This window comes from Bradyrhizobium sp. B120 (assembly GCF_049075665.1).
Taxonomy (GTDB): domain Bacteria; phylum Pseudomonadota; class Alphaproteobacteria; order Rhizobiales; family Xanthobacteraceae; genus Bradyrhizobium.
Genome location: NZ_CP185242.1, coordinates 4,358,953 through 4,381,292 on the forward strand (window position 1 = coordinate 4,358,953; position 22,340 = coordinate 4,381,292).

Sequence of the window (22,340 nt, forward strand, 5' to 3'; positions counted from 1 at the left end):
GGCGATGCTGCGGCGCGGGGTCTGCCCTGTGCAATCCGGGAGATTACCGGCGCCGAAGTCCTCAGCCTGCGCGCCGATAGTTGCCAAATTCCTAACGGCGGCTGGCGCAGCCCGTGATTGCGTCACACCGTTCCTTCAAGGATCGACGTTAACGAGAGCGGCATGGATCGGGACCAGGACATCGACGAGGGATTTGGGTCGGCGCTGCGCCGCAGCTACGGCCGGTTCGCCTGGTGGATCGTGCGGCTTAACCGCGTGCTCGAGCCGTCGCGCGCGGCCGAGCCGCCGCGCACCCAATTGCCGCCGCGCGCCGCCGTCCCGCCACGGCGATCCCTCCCGCCGCGCCCGGAATAGACCTCACCATAATACCGCCGCCTCCTGTATCGGCCGTTCGGCCGGACTGCTATGCATGCGCCATCCGCGGACCCCAAAGGTTCGCCGTTTTTGACGATGCGGCCGCGCGGCGGCGCAAGCGACGAGAAGGGACAGACACAATGATCGAGACGGTTGGCATCATCGGCGCCGGAACCATGGGCAACGGTATCGCGCAGATCTGCGCGGCTGCGGGGCTTGCCGTGACCATGGTGGATATCTCGGACGCGGCGGTGCAACGCGGCTTGAAGACGGTCGGGTCCAGTCTCGATCGCCTAGTCTCCAAGGTGAAGATGACGGCGGCCGATCGCGATGCGACTCTCGCGCGGATCAACGCGACCACCGACAAGTCCAAGCTTGCCGCCTGCGACCTGGTGATCGAAGCCGCCACCGAGAACGAGGAGTTGAAGGTCAAGATCCTCAGGGATCTCTGCGCCGGGCTGAAGCCGAGCGCGCTGGTCGCGACCAACACCTCGTCGATCTCGATAACCCGCCTTGCGGCCTCGACCGATCGTCCCGACCGCTTCATCGGGATGCACTTCTTCAATCCGGTCCCGGTGATGGCGCTGCTCGAGCTGATCCGCGGCCTGCAGACTTCGGACGACACGGTCGCCAAGGCCGAAGCGTTTGCCAAGCGTATCGGCAAGGTCGCGATCACCGCGAAGAACAGCCCGGGCTTTGCGGTGAACCGCATCCTGTGCCCGATGATCAACGAGGCGATCTTTGCGCTGCAGGAAGGCATTGCGACCGCGGAAGAGATCGATGCCGGCATGAAGCTCGGCTGCAACCATCCGATCGGCCCGCTCGCGCTTGCCGACCTGATCGGGCTCGACACCATGCTGTCGGTGATGGAGGTGTTCTACACCGGCTTCAACGATCCCAAATACCGGCCGGCGCCGCTGCTGAAGGAGATGGTCGATGCCGGCCACCTCGGCCGCAAGACCGGGCAGGGGTTCTACAGCTACAGCAAGTGAAATCTGCGCGCGCCTGACCCCGTAGTCATCCGGGATGGATCGCGCGGGCAAGCTCGCGTAACCACAACGCCTGATCCGCCACTGAGGCGGGGGACATCAGACACGAGGCCCGGGCTCCTAGGCACACCGGGCCTCGTGTTTTTTGTGGGTCCCGCGCTCATCCAGGGCGCCCTGGCCTCCGATGCGCTCCTCCGCGCTCGGGTCACACCTTCTTGAGGCGGTGAGCGGAAACCTCGCAGATCTTCCCGGCGTACCTAAATCAACGGCTGGGTGCCGATCGAGGAAGGAAGCAGGATCATGCGCAGGTCGAATTGGGCAATTCTGGCGTTCGCGGCGCTCGGAACGAGCTGGATTGTCGGCTCCGCACAGCCGGCGGCGGCCGATCCCTACGACTATCCCTGGTGCATCCAGGGCAGGGATGAGGGATACCCCGGCTATTGCGGCTACCAGACCTACGAGCAGTGCCAGGCGTCGGCGTCAGGCCGCGATGCCTATTGCGGCATCAATCCCCGTGTTGCGTTCAGCCAGCAGCGGATATCGCCGCGGGCCCCCCGCTAAGCGGTACGAGCATGTCGGCCGGGCGGCCATCAGGCATGATGGTTGCATTGCCGATGGTCGGAGAATTCACCCTGCGTTGGAGAGCACATGGGCGAGATCATCAGGTTCATCTCGAAGTCTGAACTGGAGCGCGCGCGTCTGATTCGCGAGGCCCGGGCCAATTACGAGCGCATCTTTCCATCGGCCGATTCGACTGATGTGCAAGGCGCCGCGGTCGAGGGCGACGGCAGCGAGGCGTCGTCGAAGCCGTAGCCACCGGTATTGCGCGCGAGAGGATGCGGACGCTGCGATGGGGAAACGGAACTGGCGGCAGCTGTGGCAGACGTTGTGGCAGACTTGGACGATCGACAAGCCGGCCGCGCTTGGCGACTGGCTCTGGCAGGTTCTGGTCGTTGAGCTCGCGGCCCTGCTGGATCGGCTGACATTGCGGAAGCTGATCGCGCTGATCCCGGTCGTCATCGTGATCGGTGCCTATCTGCACCGGATTCCGCTTCCTCCCGAATTGATACTGGTCGGCGATGTGCTGGCCTATATCGACGTCTTCTCGATGATCTTCCTGATCGGCCTGTTCACGCGCGTGGCGACTGTCATGGCCGTGGTCAGACAGACCATCGAGCTCGCTCAAAGCCTCGCGCGGCGTGTGCCGATGGCGCTACGCCGGTTTGACACGCGTCATCGTCGCGCCAAGGACCGCCCGCGCCGCGGGCGCCTCACCGGTGCGAGGACCGACGATGATGAGCCCTCTGTCGTTGCGGGGCTGGCATGGGCTTAGATCGAGGCGATGCGGCGGTGAGGAACGCAATTGCGCCAGCTATCGCGGCCGTCGGACCTGTTCGTCGCTGTCGTCGGCCACGGGCCGGGCAGGGCTACTCGCGGAAGAGCCGTCCTGAGAGCCGTCCGGGCTACGCCGGTGCGAGCTGGAGAGATCGGTTGCGCTTTGCCGGGAGCGATGAAACGCGATCCCCATCTGGAAACTCCAGACACCGAACAACACCGCGCCGGCCACACAGGCGGCCACAAAGGCCCAATCGCGTTTCTTCATCTGATACAACAATGCCAACTCAAGGACACACCGGCCACATGCCTGCGCCAACCACTCCACCAAATGCCTCGCCACCGCAATCCGCGCGAAGATGCCCCAACATCGCGGCCAAGACGTTGCTGCGTCCCAAGCAAGACTCACGCATAGTGATGCGATCGGGCGTGCTTGTCGATCCGCGCAGCGCGCACCGCACTGGTCACGGAGCAGTGATTACCAAATCACGCATCCAGCAACACTCCGACCAGATCATCCCGCGTCCGCAACAATCTTGCCAAACTTTCACTAGGTCATTGGCGCACTGAGTTCGAAGATGCAGATGAAAGCGGACGAATCGCAATGACCGAACTTGAGGAGCTTCGCTACTTCGAGCACCAGTGCCTGGAGATGGCCAAGCAGTCCACGTTGCCGGATGCTCGACGCGCGCTCCAGATCCTGGCACGCAACTACGCTACAGCTGCCGAAATCCTCGAACGGCGCGCACAATCCGCCAACACGGCGCTCGCCCAACTGTTTCGATGCCTGAGGCTCTGATCCGATTGAGAGGCTGACAAGCGCGCGGTGCGACCGCCCATGCGAAGCAGCCGGCTTGCTCGGCCACGGCGGCGGTGAGATTGGTGAGCGCGCCGGCTTCGGGACGACCGTAGTCCCGCCATTGTCGCCAACATCGAGCGCGTGAACACGCAGGACGAGGCTGCCATCAGAAGCTCCATCTGGGGGCATAGAGCCGTCGGCAGTCCAAGAGGTGTTGCGATGTTCGCGCTGACTTTTCTGGGAACGTCGGCAAGCGTGCCGTCGCCCGAACGCAACCACCCTGGCATTCTCGTCGAGGCAGTCGGCAGTCGTATCCTGGTCGATTGCGGCGAGGGAACGCAGCGTCAGCTGCTGCGGAGTGGCGCCGGCTTTCGACGGCTTGATCACCTCCTGCTGACGCATGCGCATTTCGATCATGTGCTCGGCATTCCCGGGCTGTTTTCGACCCTACGGTTGCGGCAAAGTTCGGATGCGATGACAATTCATGGCGGGCCCGGCACGCTCGATGTCGTCGTCCGCATGCTGGCAGGGCTTTGGGGCGAAGGCCGAGCGCCGATCCCGCTTGACCTCGCGCCATTGACCGAGGGACGAGTCCTCGACGCAGGCGAATTCACCATCGATTGTTTTCCGGTCCGCCACCGGGACACGGACAGTTTCGCTTTCTCCTTTCAGAGCGCGATCCGCCGGCATCTCCTCCCGGACCGGCTGCTGGCGCTGCGCGTTCCTGATGGGCCCGTTCGCAGGGAGCTCGCGGAGGGAAGGCAGGTGACGTTGGACGACGGCCGCACCATCGATCCGGAGCAGGTGCTTGGTCCGGCCGAGGGACGAAGGAAGCTCGTCATTGTCGGCGATACCGAAACCACCGAGGGGCTGGACGATCACGTCAGAGACGCCGACGTGTTGGTGATCGAAGCGACGTTTCTCGCGCGCGACGCGGCCACCGCGCGCGAGTACGGGCATTTGACAGCCACCGAAGCCGCCGCGCTTGCGGCGCGGAGCGCGGTCAAGCAGCTCGTCCTCACGCACATCTCGGGCCGCTACCCGGACGAGGACATTCTGGTGGAGGCGACGGGGACCTTCCCGAACAGCCGGCTAGCCAACGACTTCGACCGCATCATGATCTGAGCGCTGCCAGCCTCTATGGTCTCGGTGATTGGAACGCGTCGAGGTTCCTCGACATCGCACCGTGGATCGCATCGAACTCACCACGATGTTGAACAGGCGTTCAGGAAAGTTCCGAACTTGTTCCTGCAACATGCGCGGACGCCGGTCGTTATCACGGGGACTGAAAAGGAGGATGCCATGACGAAGCTTACTTACGCTCTTGCCGCGGTTGCGGCACTCTCGATAGCGGCACCGACCATTGCCAGCGCGCAGGGTGTCGGCGTCTATTTCGGCAGCGGCCACGGCTACTACGGCGATCGATATGATGGTCCGCGCATCGTGTACCGGGATCACGACCGCGGTTGGCACCGCGGCTGGTACCATCACCGCGACTACTACCGCGACCGTGGCGTCGTGATCCGTGGTCGTGACTGGGATGACGACTAACGGGTGCCGGACGCACCACGCGTAACCAAGAGGGCCTCGCTTCGGCGGGGCCCTTCTTTGTCGGCGAGCTCCATCAAAAGGGGGCCGCCGCCGCACCAACAAGGTTTCATTAACCCGACTCACCCACGCTCTCGCTGGGCCATCTGGATGGGCCGCTTGCAGAAGGCCGCCACGACAAGCTCCGTGGTGGCCTTTTGCGTTCCGAGAGTGCTGAGGGAGACGACCGATGGACTACGGCGCCTTCACCGACGCCAGCCTGAAGATGATGTACGAAGCCGTCCGCGGCGCGCTCAAGGCCGACGATGAATTCGAGGCCAACGGCGAAGATCCAAAATTCCGCGTCCGCGCGACGCCCGAATGGAAACGCCACGCCGGCAGTCTCGAGGCCGAGATGCTGAAGCGAGGGCTGCAGCTCGACATCATCGACTGGACGGGCGGCCAGGGCGAGCTGCCGCTGACGGTGGGGCCGTGAACATTTTGCTCAGTTGCGGGATGCGGCGGGCACGTTGGCATGTGCTCTAGAAGAGATGCCGGGTATCCGCGGCGATCTCATCACGCTTGAGTGGGCTACTCTCCGCAAAGAACAGCTGCATCTTTGCCGCGAATTTGCGGGCAACTTCCGGCGGGATTTCGAGCGGCTTTCGCTTAAGCGTTGCCAAAAGACAAGCGTTCCGCGCTGGCTTTGTGAATATGGAGACGATGGCCGTAGAAACACGGGAATCTCAGGCGGCGAGAATAGGGTAAAATGCAGATGTGCGATAAGCGCTTCGAGGAGTTTTTACGTGCAAGTCATACGGAATGGATTTTTATCGCTTCTGGCCTTGGGAGCATTGACCCTGGAAGGTCACGCTCAAACTGTGGTGGCAGCATTGGAGTGCGATTTTCCGCCAGCTTCAAGTGATGATTGGAACATGGCCGCGGCGACGCTGCAGTATTTCGTTGATCCCGCAGGAGGCTGGAAGGTGGAGCAGGATTCCTTCTCCTTCGATGGCCCGACAAACATTACCATCGGTGGAAAAGATCGCGCAGCTTCGCTTTCGATCACTATTTCTCGACAGTCAGGCAAAGCGACCAAGACCCTGTCGTCGGAACGGAAGTCCCTTACGATCAGCGGGGAATGCAGAAAGATGGACTCTTCCGGACGTAAGTTTTAGGCGAACCCGTCGGCTCAAATGCGCGAGCCGGCGAGCGGAAATGCCCCTAACCCGAAACACCCTTCGCGAAGTTGAGGCAATGAGAGAGCAAAGCTCAACCTATCCTTTGGGAATGGGTTTCCCTCCCGCAGGGCCTATCGGCTTGGGACCGGCCAGGGGCGGAGGGCTGATGGATGGAAAAGGAATCTGATCTGTTTCGTTGGTTGATTTTTCCGGTTCTTTCGCAGGGCGAACCTCATCATCCAATGATGGGCAAATCTTCTCCCAGCCTGGACTAAAAGCCGTGTCCAGAAAATCGATCTGATCTGTTCCGAAGGTCTGCACAATCCGCTGTCTGCTGCAGGCGGAGACGATTGCGCTTTTTGTTTCCTTGCCTAGTGGACCATTCAGCGAATAGCGCACGGTTACCGGCGCGCCGCAGCGATTGACGACAGTCCACGTTTGCAAAGTGCCGTCCTTGGTCTTGGTGGGGCCGGTGAGGCAGCTTTGTGCATGGGCCGTTGCGGCAAGGACGCAAGGGACAAGCCAAACTGCAACGGCCTTGGCAAGTTTCATGTGCAGGCTCCTGAGTCGCACCGAACTCAAAGGTCGGCGCATTGTTCACGAACGGAGAACCACCGAAACAATCCGTGTGCTCATGTTTGCGCGGATTGCCGGCGCTGTTGCCGCGACGATACAGAGATACCCGTGCAACGATGCTAACCAACCTGCGTCTGAACCAAGACGGGGGTTGTGTCGTGTCGGGATCCGATCACTGGAACGGTGCAAATCGACTCTACTCGTCTGCCGAAGCGCCGCAGCTGCGCGATGAGCAGCAGCAGTTCGACCGCTATCACAAATTCGACGATGCCATCTCGCGATCGGCGCAGAGTGTCTCGAGAAACCTAATCTGGGATCGCTACAACCCGCCGGTTCGTTGATCTGGTCAGCGGCCGGGTAGTTCAGCGTAAGGTATTGAACTAGTTTGGTGAGCGCGGAGGGACTCGAACCCTCGACCCCATGATTAAAAGTTACAGGCGTGCACACAAGTTAAGTCCTTTCAAAGCCGCCGATATCTCGAAAACAACCGTAAATAACTGAACAAGCAAAGATTCTGCCTGTTGCTGTGGGTTGTCAACTTTTTCCTTGCGTTGACCCGTGGCTGTGTGCATAGAGTGTGCACATAGACCACGTAACGATTTGGTGTGCACGGAGCGGGGCATGCAGGTCAAGATCAGCAAGACGCAGGTTGACCGAATGACGGCGGGGGAAATCCTCGCCGACAAAGAGGTGAAGGGCTTTGTGGCCCGGAAGCTGGACAGCGGCGCCGTCACCTACGGCTATCGGTACCGGGACAAGATGACCGGCAAGCAGCGTTGGCTGGGGCTGGGCCTGCACGGCAACATTACGGCCGACAAGGCCCGAGACCTCGCCAAAAAGGCGGCCGGCGAAGTCGCCAACAAGCAGGATCCGGTTGCCGAGATCGAAGAAGCCAGGGCTGAGGCCAAGAGGGAGAAGGCCGCAGCGGTCAACACGGTCAATTCCGTCATTGACGCTTTCATCAAGCGCCACGCCAGCAACCTGCGCAGTGCCGACCAGATCGAGCACGCCTTTGACGCCTATGTCCGAAAGCCGCTGGGCGCCAAGTCGATCTATGACGTGAAGCGCAGCGAGATAGTCACCATGCTGGACGGCGTTGAGGACGAGGCCGGCCCGGTGATGGCTGACCGGGTGCTGGCCCATGTCCGCAAGGCTTTTAATTGGCAGGCAGCTCGAGACGACGAATTTAAGTCGCCGATCGTTCGCGGCATGGCCCGGACCAAACCCAAGGAGCGCGCCCGGAAGCGGGCCTTGACGGACGAGGAGATCAGAGACGTTTGGAAGGCCCTGGAGACCGCGGAGGTCCCCGTTTGCTATCCGCGCTACGTCAAATCGCTCCTCGTCACGGCGACGCGGCGTAACGAATCCTCGGAGATGAATTCCGCCGAGATCGACGGCGACCTGTGGACGATCCCAGGCGAGCGCTACAAGACGAAGCTGGATCACGTTGTTCCGCTCACTGACAAGGCCAAGGCCCTGATCGGCGCCAAGCCCGAAGGCTTCAAGGGCAATTCGTGGTTTGTGTTCTCGACCACCGAAGGCAAGCGGCCGTTCAGTGGCTTCTCAAAGGCCAAGAAGGACCTGGACGCCGAGATCGCCAAGATCCGGAAGGCGGACAAGCGGGATGCTATGCCGCGCTGGACGTTGCACGACCTGCGCCGCACGGCGCGCTCACTGATGAGCCGCGCCAAGGTGCCTGCCGACCATGCCGAGCGCGTGTTGGGCCACGTCATCGGCGGAGTGCGCGAGACCTACGATCGCTATGAGTATCTGGACGAGAAACGCGACGCGCTGGAGAAGCTGGCGGGGTTGATTGAACTGATCCTGAAGCCGCCGGCAGACAATATTCTCAATTTTCAGGACGCGCGTGCATGAAGCGCGGTCGCAAGGCAATTTTGACCGATATCCAGCGTTGGGGTGTCGGAGGCTTTTGCGAGGACGAATGGCGGAAGCTTTGCGAGAAGCAGACGTTTGATCGGCATGATGCTCTTCCCCACATGAAGCAGGTACGAGAAGCTCAGCAAAAGATCACGCGTGCCAGGTTCAAGTACGAGAGACAAATCCATTCCGAAAAGATCGACGTCGCGATTGCTCGGGCGCGATCCAATCGTCTGGCTCGCATCATCACGGTTCGGCGCCCGTATGCCGAGGCTGCTCCGATCTTGGGACGTGCGATTTTCTGGTGTTGGCAAAAGTATAAGAAGCGCATCAGTCGGCAGTACGCGCGCGATTGTTGGGACTCATTTCGGGAGTGCGAAGCCGCAATAGTCCGCGCATCAGGTCAGTTAATAGATTGATATCGCTTATATAAGCACGTTTATTTCGGCGAATCACCAAATTGGAAAAACGTGATCTTTGTAGAGATGAGCCACTATCAACCAACTATCGAGGCTCATCGATGGAATCTCTCAGTAAGCAACATCGGCCCCCGGTCGATGTTAAAGGCGCCGCTGCCTATACCGGCTTCGGCGAAGGGTATCTCAACAAGCTTCGCTGCAAGGGCGGTGGCCCGATCTTCATCAAGAAGGCCGGCGTCGTTCGATACGATCCCGATGACCTGGATCTGTGGCTCGCCGCGCTGAAGCGCAAATCGACCTCTGACGTTCGGGAGGTCGCGGCCTAATGACCCTCAAAGCAGAGAAGGCCGGCGCTCGGGGGAGCACCGACCTTCGGAAACCTGTTCTGGCGAACAGCTCGGACACTACCCTCCGCACCCTTCGCGCGCAATACTTGGCCGAAATCTTCGCTATGCCGGCTGATACGGCCGTCACGATCGCTGACCTCGCATTCGGGGGAGCGACGCATGATTAAATCGTACATCTCCCAGGCGGACTTCATCGCCAGCCAGCTCCATCACAATGGAACGGACGGCTACAGCACGGACGATCTGCAAGCTCTTGGCGCGTCATTGGAGCGCGCTAGTAACCTTGCCTACGCGGCAGTCCTGCGCCGGCGCGACGAGGAATGCAAAACCAGTTCAAAGGCGTCTGACGCACCAGTGCGCGGGCTGCTCGACGGATTGCGGCCCTCCAACGAGGGGGAAGACGAAGCATGAGCCGCGAACGTCTCCCCAATCGTCGCCCCAGCGAAACGCAGGAATTCGAGCGCGACGGCATCCGCATTACCCTCACTGTGGGCTATCGGCCGAATGGCGAGGTTGGCGAAATCTTCCTGAACGCGGATCGGTCAGACAGCATGCTCGACGTGCTAATGTCCGATGCTGCGATCATCGCCAGCATTGCGCTCCAATATGGCGTTTCGATACGTCAGCTTGCGCACGCCATCAAGCGTGACAGGTTTGGCATCGCCTCATCGCCGATCGGCGCTGCTCTTGACCGCATCTCCAGCCCGGAGGTGCTTTGATGAGACGCAGCAGAGCGAAGCCCGAGGATGCAATCCAGCGAGCCATTTTCCAGCATCTGAAGGCCCGCAAGGCCCCAGGCACATTCGCTTTCCACGTTCCGAATGGCGGCAAGCGAAAGCCTATTGAGGCCTCGATACTAAAGGGGCTCGGCGTCGTGGCTGGTGTGCCCGACATTGTCGCAATCCGCGGCGGACGTGCGTTCGGCCTGGAGCTGAAGGCAGAGGGGGGCAAGCCGTCTGACAAGCAAAAGGAAACGATGGCCGAGATGGAGATTGCCGGTGCCACAGTGGCGCTGGCTACCGGACTAGATGCTGCGATCCGCCAGCTCGAGGAATGGGGATTGCTCATCGGGAGGGTGGCATGAGTAAGCTTTCATTGAAGCCACTTCCCAGCGCACACAATGTCGTCAATCGCAGGGAGTGGGTCCTAGCTCGCGCTCGATGTCTGAGTGCCGGCATGCGTCTGATTTTGTGCGAGATCGACGAGATAGGCATCGCATTGCGTCATGATTGGATAACCGCCGACCAGGCGGCGTCCGATCTTGCCGCTCTTGAGCAATTGCCGGTGCACGTGGCCGCGATCTTTCTGACGGGGGCACAGGAATGATGCCCCAGCTCAAGATCATCAACCCCGTGCTTTGGCGGGACCAGCCCGTTCCGGAGCGGGAATGGATCGTGAGGGACTGGATCCCCGCCAAGACGGTTTCGCTGCTATCGGGCGACGGAGCAGTGGGTAAGTCTACGCTTGCTCTCCAGCTCGGCGCAGCGCGCGCGCTCGATCGGGACTGGATAGGCACCATGCCGGCGGCAGGCCGTACGCTGTATTTGTCTGCCGAAGATGACGCGAACGAACTGCACAGGCGCTTAGATGCCATCAGAGTGCACTACGGCGTGACGTTTGACGATCTCTCCGATTTGGAGATGGTAGACCTCGTTGGCGAGAATGCCGTTTTAGGCGAGATCGCCAAGACAGGGATAATCAATCCTACGCCGGTGTTCGATGCCGTGGTTTCGATCGTCGAAAGAAGGCAAGCCGATCTTGTCATCGTTGACGCGCTTGCTGACGCCTTTGCGGGCGATGAAAACAACCGAAGCCAAGCCCGGCAATTCATCGGAATGCTCAAACGTCCAGCTCGAGCCTATGGCTGCGCGTTCCTGTGTCTCGCCCATCCATCGCTTTATGGTTTGAATACAGGGACGGGTTCATCGGGCTCGACAGCATGGAATAACAGCGTTCGCTCTCGATTGTATTTTGAGCCCGCGAAAGCAACTAACGGAACCGAACCTGACCCGAGTTTGCGCTCGCTCTCAGTTCAGAAAACCAACTATGGCCCAAAGGGCAGGCCGATCACATTGCGATGGACTGCCGGCGCCTATGTGCCTGAAGGCGGAGCATTCTCTCTCGACCGGATGGCACTCAAGGCGAAGGCAGAAACGACGTTTCTGGACCTGTTAAGACAGTTCAACACCCAAGGCCAAGACGTATCAGCCAAGCCTTGCTCTACCTATGCGCCGAAGGTGTTTGCAGAACATCCAAAGGCCGAGGGCATTGGCAAAGCGCTCTTTGTGAGCGCGATGCAAAATCTGCTCGATAGCAAGAAAGTGAAAATTGAAACGACGGGATCGCCGTCCCGCCAGCGTTCCCGGCTCGTCATTGAGGATATAGCAGCATGACCGAACCTGAGATTTTCCCGCCTCCCGTCATCCCGAAGGGCAGGCCGGCGTTCACCGAAGAGATTTTCCAGCAGATCCTCGACCGCATGACCGAGGGCGAGGGCCTCTCGGAGATTTGCCGAGACCCAGAGCTGCCCAGTAAGACGACATTCCTTCGCTGGGTGGAAAAGGACACCGGCCGTCAGCGAGCTTACCAGGGGGCCCGGGAAGCCCTCATGGACCACTATGCGGAGGAAATCCGGCATATCGCATGGAACGACTCGGAAGACACCATCAAGCGGGAGGGGAAGCCGGACCTGTGTAACCACGAATGGATCAACCGATCCCGCCTCAAGGTCGATACCCTCAAGTTCCTGATGGCGAAGCTGCACCCGAAGCGGTACGGCGACAAAACGGAGCTATTGGTTGCGAACGACGTGGATGCGCCTCGATCCTACGACGTCAAGGCCATCTGTTGGGTGCACGTCTATCCGATGCTGCGGGCAGACGGGTCGATGATCAAGCCGGACACGCCGGAGTATCACGAGGAGATCCAGCGAGCAGCGCGGGAAGCACACGCCCAGGGTTTGCGAGAGACCACCGTTGGCATCCGGCTCGATACCGATCGGCCGCCACCGCCGGCTCAGGTCACGTTCCAGCCCGATCCAATCCCAGACCTGACCGCGGAAGCATGGTCACTGCTGAGCCAAGTGCTGCGGCTCGTGAAGCAGACAATCCCCTCCGACGATGCCAGTCCGCCAGAGGCAATCTTCCGCGTCATCCGGGAAGCCTTGTTGCTGCACTTCAGGGAGGTAGGGATTGAGCCTGAAAAGGCCGATGCAGCATGAATGTTCCAACCCTTTCCAACCACCTTCCGACCGCCTTCCGACTGCCTAGCCTCACACCCCCCTTATACCCCCTGTGCGTTGGAAGGGGTCGCACGCACTTGGAAGGTGCGGCGACTCCAACGATTAGGACTGATGTGAATTGATGCCCGGACTGAGGGCGGACCAGTACGCGCGCGCACGCGAGGAAAACTTTTAGGAGGACGGCTCAATTTTGAGCCGACTAAATCCTGGCAGCGATTGCGCACGGTCAGCTATCGCCGGAGCGCGCTGATCCTCTCGACCAGCGGTGCGACGCTTTGACTCAGTAAAGCGAGGGAAATTGACGGCCATGTGTGCATAGAGTGTGCATCAAATGGAAATCGACAGAAAGAAAAGTAATATCAGTGCATTGTACGTGATTAAAGATTACGGGGTCTAGCAATCTGATTACAATCGGCGCACACTCGCCTCAACTGATTTGGAGGTGAACCGTTGTCCCAGTTTTCCAACACTCGAGCTGCTGATGCTCAGGCGGCTAAGACCGCCAACGCAAACCTGCAATCGCTGCTCAACGCGATTGCAAACTCGCCGACCGCCTGGGCTCGCCACCCCGAGATCGAAAGCTTCGAGGCGCTTCAGTGGCTGCTGAAGAACACTCAGCTGACGGTCTCGTGGAACGGCACCGCGATCACCACAGCGCAGTTGGGGTCGTGACATGGGTGATTCCATCAACCGCCAACCGACGCCGCCGCAGGACAAGAACCGCGACATCGAGAGCTACATCAACCGCGGACAGCCTGCCCCCCAGCCCAAACTAGACCGCGATATCTCCAGGCAGATCGAGCGGGAAAGCAAGCGCAATGGCTGACCTGAGCTTCCGATACGCCCGCGCCGACCTGCTGCGATCTGCCGCCGAGCGGCGAGGAGTGTCGGTCACCGCCTTCCTGCGGTCGATTGCTGACGCAGCGCTGGCCGCTGATGGCTTTCCGGTAGCTGAGACGCAGTATGCGCTGGTGGTTGACGGCGAGGTGCTGATGCACGGCGATCACCCAGTGATGAGCTACCGGCCGGCCGCTGATGACCGCGGGGAGTGGCTTCCCATTGAGAACGAGGACTCCAGCCCGTTCGATCCAGCCCAGCACTGGCGGCTGAAGCCGTTGCCGCTGCGCGTCGATGGTGAGCGGGTGGTGCGGACCTATCCGGTGGTCTCGAAGTCGCAGGAGCACGCATGAGCGGCGTTGCCTGGTGGTCCCAGTCGGCGGGCACGAATGCCCTGCAAGACCCAACGGTCAACTGGCAAGAAGGTCAGGCCCCCTCATCTGTGAACGACAGTGCTCGCGCCATGATGGCGAGCACGGCGAAGTGGCGAGATGACATTGCCGGCGCGATCGTTACGGCTGGGACTTCGACGGCATACACGGTCTCAAGCAATCAGGGGTTTGACAATCTGACCCGGCTTGCTGGTCAGTTGATCGCCTTTACTCCGCACGCGACGCAGACGGGGACATGCACTCTGAATGTTGATGGGCTTGGCACCAAGCCGTTGCGCTCGGCGCCGAGCGTGGAGCTGCCGGCGGGGACGCTCGTGCAGGGAACACCGTATATCGCGCTCTACAACAACACTGACGGTGCATTCTATCTGCAGGGTCTGTTTGGCAATCCGTACAATATTCCGCTTGGCGGCGGTATGGATTACTGGTTTCCAACCACCCCCAACAGCTCGTTTGTGTTTCCGGTTGGGCAGGCGATCTCGCGGACGACTTACGCGGCATTCTTCGCCGCCGCTGGCACGACCTATGGGACGGGCGATGGCACGACGACGTTCAATCTGCCCGACCTGCGCGGACGGGTGGCTGCTGGCGTTGACAACATGGGTGGCGTTGCGGCTGGTCGCCTGACTTCCACCTATTTCGGCGTTCCACAGTTGGGTCTCGCCAGCGGCTCTGATTCTCGATCGCTCTCAACCGCTAACCTGCCGCCCTACACGCCTTCCGGCTCGGTCACCCCGGCGGGTATCGTTGTGGCCGCCGGATCTACTGCAACAAATTTCACCCCGGCGGGAAGCGGCCCAGCGCTCTACGACACGACAAAATATGCCGCTGCATCTGCGTTCTTCACCGGTGCGGCGCAGGGTGGTTCAAGTCAGGCATTCGGCATCGCGCAGCCGACGATCTGCTGTAACTACATTCTGAGGATCATCTGATGGCCGATCGGTTTCTGGAATCCGATGAGGATTGGCGCAACTTCCTGGACTATCTCCAGGCACGCACGCCGCTCCGCATGCTCAACGGGGTCGAAGCCCGAGAAGTCTTTCGCGAGATTGCGCTGCTTGGATATCGGATCCTCAAGCCTGGTCGGCATCCATCCGGCCTGGATACCACTGCGGAAGCGATCACCACTGTTCGGCCGCGGATGGTGGTCGGCACAGGCCGAACGGGCCGGCAAGAGCCGGTTGTTGAGGCTCCGTATGAAATCGCCAAGTCGTCGCTTCCTGAAATCATGGCCTCCAACGGTAAGAAACGCTGATGTCTGATCTTGAAGCTTCGCGCGATGACAATGGGCAACTTGCGCCTTCGACCGATGGGCTTTTCGGACAGGAGGCCGAATTGGTCGATGCCGGCTATGTGCCGATGCCGGATCCTGAAAAGCAAAAGCAGGATGACGTCGATCTCGACGTTAGCGATGGGGCCGAGGTTCTGACCGGGATCCGGGAGGACGAGGCCCCGATCGAGGAGGTCGCCTATCACGATACGGACGGAAAGCGACTAAACGCCGACATCAACGAAGGCCCCGTTGAGGCCGTCACCGCCGAGCAGGCTGCGGTGGCGCTGACCGCCTATCGAGAGGCCAAGGACGACAATACTGCCCAGTCCATCTCAAAGAGTTTCGCGGATGAGGTTGACGCGCTGCGCGGTGATGCCGTCAGGCAAGGTCTCGATCCGAAGGCAACCGGCATCGAGGTTTCCCCGACCGCGGAAGTACCGGCTGGGGAGGTGGCTAAAGTTGATGCCGATCCGCCAGCGCCTGGCACGGAAGGCATTGATCCTGAGGTGCAGAAGGCGCTGAAGATCCCGGCGGTCAAGGAAGCCCTGGAGCGCGAGTTTGCGCAAGCCGACCAGGTGAAGGCGCAGTTTGGCGAAACCTTGAATGCGGCGCAGCGGCTGGCTCAGGCGACGCTGCTAGAGCTGGCGCCCGGCTTGGCGCATTTGCAGCCGCATGAGATCGAACCGGCGTTGCACCACTTGGCGCAGACCGACCCAGCCCGTGCGCAGGCGATTGCGTCCACCCTCGATCGGGCGCAGCGCATCGAGTTCGCGCAGCAGCAACGTGCCGCCGTCGAGCAGCAAGCCCGACAGCAGCAGTTCGAGGCTCAGCGTCAGCAGCTCAGCCTGCAGGCCGATGAAGCTTTGGGGCCGATGTCGCGGGTCGAAAAGATGCAATTGGCTGATGAGCTTGTCGATTATGTCGGAAAACACGGTGTGAGCCGAGAACAGCTGGTGCAGGAGATGAGCACCAATCTCGCGCTCAACCATCCGGCATTTCAGAAGATGGCGGCCGATGCGATCCGATATCAGCGCATGATGAATGCTCCGAAGGCAGTCGCGAAGCACGATCTTCCGCCTGTTCAGCGTCCTGGCGTCGCGCAGCGATCCAGCCGATCCGAGGTCAGCGCCACCGATATCGAACGTCGCTTCAGCTCGGCGACCGGCGACAAGCAGATCAGGCTCGCCGCGGCCCTTACCGAAGCCCGGCGCAGTGCGAGGAACGGACAATGAGCAACGACTATGATGAGCGCTCTTTCGAGGAGCGCATGCAATCCAATTTCAAGAGCCGCACTGGCGTCGATTGGTCTCCCCAGGCCACTATCGATAACTTTGTGCTCTTCGGGCCTGAACAACGCGCTGATGCGCTGGATCAGATTGACCTGGAAATCTCCAAGACCGATGTCGACGACAATCCGAATGCGCTTGCGACCGCAGCCCAACGGCTGCATCTGAGGCGGGAATTGCAATCGCTGCATCATAAGATGTTGCAGGTCCGGCGATGAGCGTTCCCAGTCCCGTCCAAGCGGCCCTCGCGCGGCAATATCTGGAAGCGCACAATATGTTCGGCCGGTGGGCGACCGTTCGCAAGTTGCCAGTGCTGCCGACATTGCCAGCCCATCTCGCGGATTTCGTCAGCAACTCCTTTCCGGCAGCGAAGCTGGAGGAATTGATCCTGGCGACCGAGGAAGTCTCGCGTCTCCACACTGGTAACGGTCTCGCCGATCCGGTCACGGGGCAGGTTGCCTCTGCATTCCAGGCCATCGCTCCGATCGCGCCGCCGCGGTCCTGGCCGACCGAACACAAGGCGAGCTTTTTGCAGCTGCCATATGGCTTGCAGAAGTATGTCGCAGCCCATGAGGGCAGGCGCGAGAAGGAAATGCGCCGCGCGCAGAGCGAAGCAGCGGCAGTCCGACAAAAACTGAGGGAAGCGGAAAAGATCGATGGCGATAAGCAAAACGTTGCAGCTTGAGGAACGGATACAAGCCATCCGCGCCGAGATCGATGCATTCATTGATGCGAGAGCGGAAGCTGTGGCTAAGACATGCCCAGGCGTGCCTTTGGCAGTGATCCGCAATTCGATCGCTCGCATGGGCTGCCAGTGTTCGACCTATCTTGAATTGAACGCGTCGGAGTTGGCAAAATGACGACCTGGCTTGATGCGATGATGCAGCGAGCTACCGAGTCGTTGCGCGATCATCCGGAGGTGCCTGCTCGACCGCGTGCTATTCCGGCGCAGCCCAAGCCGGAAATCAAACATTGCTGGATGCAGACCCGCCAGCCGGACTACGAGCGTGGCGACGAGGGCAACGTCGAGCCCATCTACTACTCCGTTTCGGATGGCGTGCTGACCATGCATGACGAGAGCGGGAAGCCTAGCGGGAGGCGAACTCTGGTCGATGGAGAGGATCCCCGCTTCGCTGCCATACGCCTGAGACGGGAAGCATTGCAAAGAGAGAATTCCGGATCAGACTTCAATCGGCCGCTGAACTACCCGGGGCCAAGCGTTGCCTGGTGATAGATGAAAAAGCGCGAACAATGGACCGGCTGGTCGAGGCTCGCCTTAGCGGCAACCTATGTTGCCAGCTTCGGAACGTGGATGCGATCTCACGAATAGGCCTAAGAATTGCCAATCGGCCGGACATAGATATTTAGAGCATCAAGGTAATCGTATCCCTGCTTTGTAACCTGAAATATTTGCCGCTTAACTCCTTGGGCTTTGATGAGTTTGTGGCCCTCAAGCTCCTCGATCGCAAAATCATATGCTGCGGTAGTTCTGTGGTCTGCTCCTCCAACTTGCTTTGTGCCTGCCTGGAAGATTTTGCCGCCTATAGCACTCACCACAAGAACTTGGCCGTGGCCTTGAGCGGCTGCCGATAGGATCTCGATAGCTTCTGCAGACAATTCGGGCATTGTCGGCGCAAAATTTGCCGTACCCAGCAATAGAGGATCTGGTGATGAGCTCGCTTTGCTGGCTAGCGTTGGATTCGATGTAAGCTGTATCTGTAGCTGATGTCTGAACTTGTCTTTGAAATCGAGCGGATCCTCATAATCCCAGGTAATGCCCTGTCCCTGGCACCACTTCTTAAAGCTCTTCAGCCGCTCGTATTCGGTGTGATCGATGCTATCCTGCACGACAGGCTGTCGCGAGAAGAAAACCATCGCGGGTTTTCCAGCCTTAAGGTGTTCCTTGATCTCTTCAACCGTTCCGCTCTCAGCTTCCCCTGTGGGCGTTCCGAGGCGTGTCCAAAATATTCCGACCAATAAGTCGCAGAACTTCAGCACCCGATCGTTGATTTGCGCCTGGGCTCTACCGCTGAGGTCGGACGTGGAGTGCGTTTCCCATCGCACCGGTAGCAAGACGCGATTGGTGGTCTGCGCGTAGATCGCGTTCAAAAGGTAGATCACTTCCGTCGCTGCGTTGCGCTCGGCACTGACGTCACTGGGTGACGCAATCATGATCTGAATTACGTTTGCTTGGTATGCCATTCAAGCCTCCGAGTTCGGAAACAGGAGCCGCTCTACGTTGGCCCGGGCGGCGGCTTGTTTTGAAATTGGATATTGCACTTCTTCGCTATCGAAGCCTGCTCAATCGCGACCATCTGTCCCTTCATCTGACCGAGCTCGGCCGCGGTTTGTTTGTCTCCGCCGACGAGGAACGCCGCGGGCCAGAAGACGATGACGGCTGCTGTCGTCGCGATCGTGTCCTTTGTTCGCTGGCTGTCTTGGGCACCGGAAAGCGCCGCCGCACGCGCGGACACGCCCTGCGCCTCGAGCGCGAGCTGTTGGCACGTGTAGGACTGATAGATGACAGGTGAAACATAGTTCGGCGTGATGTCTGCTGCCGACGACGCGCAACCGCCCAGCACGGCGGCGATCGCCACCATTCCCAAATTTCTCATCAAAAAGCCTCCCCAGCCGCTCGCTACTAAGCGCAACCACTGGTGGAGGACAAGCCCGTAGGTCTCCGGATAGCCGAAAGTAGTGGTCCGCGAGTCGGGTGAAGCAGCGCGGCTGACCCAAGCAGCGAGTTTTATTTCAGTTGCCGACCATCTGATCGCCGCGACTCAGGAGCGGCATACCGCGGGGGCTCGACATGGAGCTGAAGCGATGCCGGCAACTCCTCCTGGACTGTCAGACGAGAAAGCTGCGCGAATGTTGGCTGCGCTGCGCGAGGGAAAGACACTCCGACTGTTCGGAGTGCGAAAAGTCCGGCTTGAGGCATACTTTGCAGCTCACCCAGAATACGCGCATGAGGCCCGCCCGTTGATCGCCGCTAATGCTAAAGCCGCGCAATTCCAAAAGGGAATCCACCGGGATAAGACCCATTGCAAGTATGGGCACCCACTGTTTGGTCCAACGGTGTACGTTCGGCGCAACGGAAAGCGCCAATGTTTGGTCTGTGCCAAGCGACGCGACAGCGCTCCTCCGCCTCCGAGTTCGGAACAGTTGCAGCAAGTCACGGCGGCATTAAATGCCGGCAAGCCGCTTCGCCTCATCTGCTTTGGTATGGAGGGGCCCAAGCGGACGGTGCGGCCGATCGTGTCACACATAAAGCTCATCGCTTATCGGAGGCAAAACCCCGAATTCGAGAGGTTTGTTCGATCAGCGATCGCCGGCAACAATAGCAAAGCGCAACTTCAACGCTGGAATTCGGAGCGATCTCGAACTGACCAAATCAGGGCTGAGAACAACGACTATCACAAGATCAAGGAGATGATCCCGCGTCATCTGCCTGACGATATTAGGGACGACATCGCGCAGGCGGTCTTCCTATCCCTGTTTGAAGGAACCATTCAGCGCAATCAGGTGAAGAACCGAGTTCGACAGTTCGTCCAAGATCACAACCGCATGTTCCCGACGAAGTTCGCGAAGTTCGGTGACAGCCCGTTGCTTTCGCTTGACGAGGTAATGTTTGACGACGGGAGCACCACCAGGGGCGACAATGTCAGCCGCGGGCTTTGGGACTAGTTGACCGTCGGAGCGAGGCCTGTGGCCTTTGCGGCTTCATCAATTAAGCGTTGCCCTAGCTGACGGGCGTGCTCGGGCGCGATAGAAAGGGCAAACTCCGTCTCTGCTCCGGGATCGAAAATCAGTCCGACTTGGTTTTGGTCGGTTGTGCCCACTTGCATCGTCTCTGCCCGGAGAAATCGAACCTGATTCCATGTTCCGGGGACATTCACATGGGCGCCTTCTTTTTGCGTCGCGGCAATCCGGCGCCTCGCCTCGCTCGCGATGGTGGGAAAAATTGCGGCCGCGGGTACCGCAACCATAACATCCCGGCGAAGACTATCGCGGCCAATGAACACAACGCACAAAGCGCCGTCTATCATTTGCCAGTTTTGACCCACCACCTTGACGATCTTCGACATCGTAAGCATCCAGCCTAGAGCGACGGCGCAGTGTGCAGCTGCACTGTGGAATGGCAAGTGCCGTGCTGAAGGCGTCCCCAAGAGGGGAATTGTTTTTTAACCAAATCAGTGGTGCAGTGTCCGTGGGTGTGAGAACCCGGACCGAAATAGGCTGGCGATCGATTGGCGTCGATTGCTGCCGAAAGCGCGGTGAGCCTTGGCGGGCTCGCTAGGCGCTACTGGAGCGCCTTGGCGGGCGCGCCGTTCTGGCTTTATGCCGGGGGCGCTGCGCCATGTCCAGAGGGGAAACCCTTAAAAGCGTTGCGACCTGTCTTTCGGCAGGTTCTCACCCCCCGGCTGCCCAGTCTGTCACTGGGCGCGGCTGTGAGAAGCCAAACCGAAAGACTACCCACATGCAAACCCTACTAGAACGGCCAGCGGATTCCGCTGGTGCGATTTTGTCCGGCCTCGCTATCCAACAGCGGGAAACGACTCTCCAGCGCCTCCGCAGACTCAGGAAAGAGGCATCCGCCGAAATCGAGCGGCTGATCGCCTTCCTCGATGCCAGCGACGAATACGTGATGACCGAGCGGGAGTGGGACGATTGCGACCGCGAGGACTGCTTTGAGGACGACGAGCCCTACTTGGGGAGCCTCGATGGCCACCACAGCCAAGAGCGCTGGGCTTCCGGGGGCAGCGACGACCTCGAGCAGGACCTCGCCGAGTCTGGGATCGCCGATCTCGACGGGCTCCTGGAGCAGGTCGGCACCCAGGACTGGCAGCAAGGGGCGATGGCATGAAGATCCAGCCCTGGCATCGGCGGCAGGCCATCAACGTCGCCGCGGCGCTCCCCGAGAATGACGAGGATGCGCTGATCGTGCTCAAGCTCGCTGGGGAGCTGGTGACAAACTTCCTCGCCGAACCGGAGGAGGCTAAGCGGCCGGCGACGATCGTTCTGATCGGGGGCAACGAATGCGCCTGATCGGTTTATTGGTGACGCGATATCGGCTCAGGCTGGCGCGCTGGTCGATCCTGCTCGCTCGCAAGCTGGCGACGATCGGCAGCGGCATGCTGTTCTGATCGTCCCAGAAAATTACGCCGCCGGGCCCGAAATGGTTTGTCCCGGCGGCGCTTGTCTAACTCTGGGACGCTAAAATCCCCAGCTTCAAACGTACTGCACCGTGTATGCCACAGGCTCATGCCCGGCGGCGCATTGACTTGGGTCAAGATCACCGATGGGCCCGCGTGATCTTCGGTCCTAGATGAGTACGCGCTTCGACTGGATCACCATTGCTGGTTTCGCAGCGATTGCGCTGAGCGTGTTGGCGCTCTTCGTCTTGCTCACCTAATCCCCGCCTTTCGGCGACGCCGAAGGCCTTTTAGGGTCTGCGGGAGTTCGGTGACGAGCACGGTGAGCACCCACGCAAGCCCGACGCCAAGCAGGCTGGCCAGATACCCATTGGGCGTCCAGTGCCAGCGTATATTCGACGCGACCACCGCGAAGATCACGAGCGATTGGAACACGAGCCACATGGCGACATCCTATCCCGGATCGCCGAAGCTGTTGACCTTGGCGATCAGCGCGATCGCCGCGGCAATCAGGATCAGCATCGCCAGCGCAACCGTTCCCAGCACCACGAGGGCTATCGTCATTGCCGCACCTACTGTGTGCAGGGTGTGTGCAGGACGATCTTTTGATAGTGGTCTGGAGGCTGGCTTTTCGTCGTAAGTGCTTGATTTAATTTGGTGAGCGCGGAGGGACTCGAACCCTCGACCCCATGATTAAAAGTCACGTGCTCTACCGCCTGAGCTACGCGCTCACTCACCTGAACATCGGACCCG

At 60.1% G+C, this 22,340-nt stretch carries 38 protein-coding genes and 1 tRNA gene; 33 read left to right on the plus strand and 6 right to left on the minus strand.

All coding sequences use genetic code 11. The annotated features are described in order from the left end of the window. Positions 1–162 precede the first annotated feature (162 nt). The 10 genes from ACOIX3_RS19845 (at position 163) to ACOIX3_RS19890 (ending at position 6,182) form a co-directional block, all read left to right on the plus strand. Positions 163–354: a hypothetical protein gene (locus ACOIX3_RS19845; RefSeq protein ID WP_420971495.1), complete on the plus strand. Its 192-nt coding sequence runs from the start codon at positions 163–165 to the stop codon at positions 352–354. A 140-nt stretch (positions 355–494) separates the two neighbouring features. After that, complete coding sequence (locus ACOIX3_RS19850; RefSeq protein ID WP_420971496.1) at positions 495–1,346, plus strand: 3-hydroxybutyryl-CoA dehydrogenase; 852 nt, start codon at positions 495–497, stop codon at positions 1,344–1,346. Between the two features lie 297 nt (positions 1,347–1,643). Then, a complete protein-coding gene (locus tag ACOIX3_RS19855) occupies positions 1,644–1,904 on the plus strand; it encodes a DUF3551 domain-containing protein (protein ID WP_420971497.1) in 261 nt (86 codons plus the stop codon). An 87-nt stretch (positions 1,905–1,991) separates the two neighbouring features. Then, the gene (locus tag ACOIX3_RS19860) at positions 1,992–2,156 is read left to right on the plus strand and encodes a hypothetical protein (RefSeq protein ID WP_420971498.1); all 165 of its coding nucleotides are present in this window, start codon (positions 1,992–1,994) and stop codon (positions 2,154–2,156) included. 37 nt (positions 2,157–2,193) lie between these two features. Then, positions 2,194–2,676: a hypothetical protein gene (locus ACOIX3_RS19865; protein ID WP_420971499.1), complete on the plus strand. Its 483-nt coding sequence runs from the start codon at positions 2,194–2,196 to the stop codon at positions 2,674–2,676. Positions 2,677–3,282: 606 nt separating this feature from the next. Further along, positions 3,283–3,477 (plus strand): hypothetical protein, encoded by a 195-nt coding sequence (locus tag ACOIX3_RS19870; RefSeq protein WP_092114120.1) that lies wholly within the window; start codon positions 3,283–3,285, stop codon positions 3,475–3,477. Between the two features lie 219 nt (positions 3,478–3,696). Beyond that, on the plus strand, positions 3,697–4,602 hold the full coding sequence (locus ACOIX3_RS19875; RefSeq protein WP_420971500.1) for a ribonuclease Z: 906 nt from the start codon (positions 3,697–3,699) through the stop codon (positions 4,600–4,602). A gap of 177 nt (positions 4,603–4,779) precedes the next feature. Next, positions 4,780–5,028, plus strand: coding sequence for a hypothetical protein (locus ACOIX3_RS19880; protein WP_420971501.1), 249 nt, complete (start codon positions 4,780–4,782; stop codon positions 5,026–5,028). Between the two features lie 226 nt (positions 5,029–5,254). Then, positions 5,255–5,500: a hypothetical protein gene (locus ACOIX3_RS19885; protein WP_420971502.1), complete on the plus strand. Its 246-nt coding sequence runs from the start codon at positions 5,255–5,257 to the stop codon at positions 5,498–5,500. Positions 5,501–5,810: 310 nt separating this feature from the next. Next, entirely contained in the window at positions 5,811–6,182 is a 372-nt protein-coding gene (locus ACOIX3_RS19890) for a hypothetical protein (RefSeq protein WP_420971503.1), read from the plus strand. A gap of 99 nt (positions 6,183–6,281) precedes the next feature. Here the strand turns inward: ACOIX3_RS19890 and ACOIX3_RS19895 are convergent, their stop codons facing one another. Beyond that, complete coding sequence (locus ACOIX3_RS19895; protein WP_420971504.1) at positions 6,282–6,737, minus strand: hypothetical protein; 456 nt, start codon at positions 6,735–6,737, stop codon at positions 6,282–6,284. A 182-nt stretch (positions 6,738–6,919) separates the two neighbouring features. Here ACOIX3_RS19895 and ACOIX3_RS19900 point away from each other — a divergent pair, with 182 nt between their 5' ends. The 20 genes from ACOIX3_RS19900 (at position 6,920) to ACOIX3_RS19995 (ending at position 17,665) form a co-directional block, all read left to right on the plus strand. Then, positions 6,920–7,102 carry a hypothetical protein gene (locus ACOIX3_RS19900; RefSeq protein ID WP_420971505.1) on the plus strand — a complete coding sequence of 61 codons (183 nt, stop codon included), beginning with the start codon at positions 6,920–6,922 and terminating at the stop codon, positions 7,100–7,102. Between the two features lie 280 nt (positions 7,103–7,382). After that, a complete protein-coding gene (locus ACOIX3_RS19905; protein WP_420971506.1) occupies positions 7,383–8,636 on the plus strand; it encodes a tyrosine-type recombinase/integrase in 1,254 nt (417 codons plus the stop codon). Then, positions 8,633–9,058, plus strand: coding sequence for a hypothetical protein (locus tag ACOIX3_RS19910; protein WP_420971507.1), 426 nt, complete (start codon positions 8,633–8,635; stop codon positions 9,056–9,058). The genes ACOIX3_RS19905 and ACOIX3_RS19910 overlap by 4 nt, the downstream gene beginning before the upstream one ends. A gap of 101 nt (positions 9,059–9,159) precedes the next feature. Further along, complete coding sequence (locus tag ACOIX3_RS19915) at positions 9,160–9,384, plus strand: helix-turn-helix transcriptional regulator (protein ID WP_420971508.1); 225 nt, start codon at positions 9,160–9,162, stop codon at positions 9,382–9,384. A 180-nt stretch (positions 9,385–9,564) separates the two neighbouring features. Next, positions 9,565–9,816: a hypothetical protein gene (locus tag ACOIX3_RS19920; RefSeq protein ID WP_420971509.1), complete on the plus strand. Its 252-nt coding sequence runs from the start codon at positions 9,565–9,567 to the stop codon at positions 9,814–9,816. Beyond that, on the plus strand, positions 9,813–10,124 hold the full coding sequence (locus tag ACOIX3_RS19925) for a hypothetical protein (RefSeq protein ID WP_420971510.1): 312 nt from the start codon (positions 9,813–9,815) through the stop codon (positions 10,122–10,124). The genes ACOIX3_RS19920 and ACOIX3_RS19925 overlap by 4 nt, the downstream gene beginning before the upstream one ends. Continuing rightward, entirely contained in the window at positions 10,124–10,489 is a 366-nt protein-coding gene (locus ACOIX3_RS19930) for a VRR-NUC domain-containing protein (RefSeq protein ID WP_420971511.1), read from the plus strand. Before ACOIX3_RS19925 ends, ACOIX3_RS19930 begins: the two co-directional genes overlap by 1 nt. Then, positions 10,486–10,731 carry a hypothetical protein gene (locus ACOIX3_RS19935; protein ID WP_420971512.1) on the plus strand — a complete coding sequence of 82 codons (246 nt, stop codon included), beginning with the start codon at positions 10,486–10,488 and terminating at the stop codon, positions 10,729–10,731. The genes ACOIX3_RS19930 and ACOIX3_RS19935 overlap by 4 nt, the downstream gene beginning before the upstream one ends. After that, complete coding sequence (locus ACOIX3_RS19940) at positions 10,728–11,798, plus strand: AAA family ATPase (RefSeq protein ID WP_420971513.1); 1,071 nt, start codon at positions 10,728–10,730, stop codon at positions 11,796–11,798. The genes ACOIX3_RS19935 and ACOIX3_RS19940 overlap by 4 nt, the downstream gene beginning before the upstream one ends. After that, entirely contained in the window at positions 11,795–12,625 is an 831-nt protein-coding gene (locus ACOIX3_RS19945) for a hypothetical protein (RefSeq protein ID WP_420971514.1), read from the plus strand. Before ACOIX3_RS19940 ends, ACOIX3_RS19945 begins: the two co-directional genes overlap by 4 nt. A gap of 471 nt (positions 12,626–13,096) precedes the next feature. Beyond that, positions 13,097–13,318, plus strand: a complete 222-nt coding sequence (locus ACOIX3_RS19950; RefSeq protein ID WP_420971515.1) for a hypothetical protein — start codon at positions 13,097–13,099, stop codon at positions 13,316–13,318. Position 13,319: 1 nt separating this feature from the next. Next, the gene (locus ACOIX3_RS19955; RefSeq protein ID WP_420971516.1) at positions 13,320–13,472 is read left to right on the plus strand and encodes a hypothetical protein; all 153 of its coding nucleotides are present in this window, start codon (positions 13,320–13,322) and stop codon (positions 13,470–13,472) included. Next, positions 13,465–13,836, plus strand: coding sequence for a hypothetical protein (locus ACOIX3_RS19960; protein WP_420971517.1), 372 nt, complete (start codon positions 13,465–13,467; stop codon positions 13,834–13,836). Before ACOIX3_RS19955 ends, ACOIX3_RS19960 begins: the two co-directional genes overlap by 8 nt. After that, the gene (locus ACOIX3_RS19965; protein WP_420971518.1) at positions 13,833–14,807 is read left to right on the plus strand and encodes a tail fiber protein; all 975 of its coding nucleotides are present in this window, start codon (positions 13,833–13,835) and stop codon (positions 14,805–14,807) included. The genes ACOIX3_RS19960 and ACOIX3_RS19965 overlap by 4 nt, the downstream gene beginning before the upstream one ends. Then, on the plus strand, positions 14,807–15,130 hold the full coding sequence (locus tag ACOIX3_RS19970) for a hypothetical protein (protein ID WP_420971519.1): 324 nt from the start codon (positions 14,807–14,809) through the stop codon (positions 15,128–15,130). Before ACOIX3_RS19965 ends, ACOIX3_RS19970 begins: the two co-directional genes overlap by 1 nt. Next, on the plus strand, positions 15,130–16,380 hold the full coding sequence (locus ACOIX3_RS19975; RefSeq protein WP_420971521.1) for a hypothetical protein: 1,251 nt from the start codon (positions 15,130–15,132) through the stop codon (positions 16,378–16,380). The genes ACOIX3_RS19970 and ACOIX3_RS19975 overlap by 1 nt, the downstream gene beginning before the upstream one ends. Next, on the plus strand, positions 16,377–16,652 hold the full coding sequence (locus ACOIX3_RS19980) for a hypothetical protein (protein WP_420971522.1): 276 nt from the start codon (positions 16,377–16,379) through the stop codon (positions 16,650–16,652). Before ACOIX3_RS19975 ends, ACOIX3_RS19980 begins: the two co-directional genes overlap by 4 nt. Continuing rightward, positions 16,649–17,119 carry a hypothetical protein gene (locus tag ACOIX3_RS19985; protein WP_420971523.1) on the plus strand — a complete coding sequence of 157 codons (471 nt, stop codon included), beginning with the start codon at positions 16,649–16,651 and terminating at the stop codon, positions 17,117–17,119. The genes ACOIX3_RS19980 and ACOIX3_RS19985 overlap by 4 nt, the downstream gene beginning before the upstream one ends. Then, positions 17,091–17,294, plus strand: a complete 204-nt coding sequence (locus ACOIX3_RS19990; protein ID WP_420971524.1) for a hypothetical protein — start codon at positions 17,091–17,093, stop codon at positions 17,292–17,294. The genes ACOIX3_RS19985 and ACOIX3_RS19990 overlap by 29 nt, the downstream gene beginning before the upstream one ends. Continuing rightward, positions 17,291–17,665, plus strand: a complete 375-nt coding sequence (locus ACOIX3_RS19995) for a hypothetical protein (RefSeq protein ID WP_420971525.1) — start codon at positions 17,291–17,293, stop codon at positions 17,663–17,665. The genes ACOIX3_RS19990 and ACOIX3_RS19995 overlap by 4 nt, the downstream gene beginning before the upstream one ends. 101 nt (positions 17,666–17,766) lie before the next feature. On the opposite strand, the gene ACOIX3_RS20000 is transcribed toward ACOIX3_RS19995, so the two are convergent. Both ACOIX3_RS20000 and ACOIX3_RS20005 read right to left on the minus strand, forming a co-directional pair. After that, positions 17,767–18,636, minus strand: coding sequence for a hypothetical protein (locus ACOIX3_RS20000; protein WP_420971526.1), 870 nt, complete (start codon positions 18,634–18,636; stop codon positions 17,767–17,769). A 32-nt stretch (positions 18,637–18,668) separates the two neighbouring features. Further along, positions 18,669–19,034, minus strand: a complete 366-nt coding sequence (locus ACOIX3_RS20005; protein ID WP_420971527.1) for a hypothetical protein — start codon at positions 19,032–19,034, stop codon at positions 18,669–18,671. A 97-nt stretch (positions 19,035–19,131) separates the two neighbouring features. Between ACOIX3_RS20005 and ACOIX3_RS20010 the strand changes: the two genes are divergently transcribed. After that, a complete protein-coding gene (locus tag ACOIX3_RS20010) occupies positions 19,132–20,118 on the plus strand; it encodes a hypothetical protein (RefSeq protein ID WP_420971528.1) in 987 nt (328 codons plus the stop codon). On the opposite strand, the gene ACOIX3_RS20015 is transcribed toward ACOIX3_RS20010, so the two are convergent. Continuing rightward, on the minus strand, positions 20,115–20,519 hold the full coding sequence (locus ACOIX3_RS20015) for a hypothetical protein (RefSeq protein WP_420971529.1): 405 nt from the start codon (positions 20,517–20,519) through the stop codon (positions 20,115–20,117). The two genes, ACOIX3_RS20010 and ACOIX3_RS20015, sit on opposite strands and share 4 nt — an antisense overlap. Positions 20,520–20,956: 437 nt before the next feature. Here ACOIX3_RS20015 and ACOIX3_RS20020 point away from each other — a divergent pair, with 437 nt between their 5' ends. Further along, a complete protein-coding gene (locus tag ACOIX3_RS20020; protein WP_420971530.1) occupies positions 20,957–21,298 on the plus strand; it encodes a hypothetical protein in 342 nt (113 codons plus the stop codon). Further along, positions 21,295–21,480 (plus strand): hypothetical protein, encoded by a 186-nt coding sequence (locus tag ACOIX3_RS20025; protein ID WP_420971531.1) that lies wholly within the window; start codon positions 21,295–21,297, stop codon positions 21,478–21,480. The genes ACOIX3_RS20020 and ACOIX3_RS20025 overlap by 4 nt, the downstream gene beginning before the upstream one ends. 359 nt (positions 21,481–21,839) lie before the next feature. On the opposite strand, the gene ACOIX3_RS20030 is transcribed toward ACOIX3_RS20025, so the two are convergent. Then, complete coding sequence (locus ACOIX3_RS20030) at positions 21,840–22,031, minus strand: hypothetical protein (RefSeq protein WP_420971532.1); 192 nt, start codon at positions 22,029–22,031, stop codon at positions 21,840–21,842. A gap of 211 nt (positions 22,032–22,242) precedes the next feature. After that, positions 22,243–22,318 (minus strand) — tRNA-Lys (locus ACOIX3_RS20035). Positions 22,319–22,340: the final 22 nt, after the last annotated feature.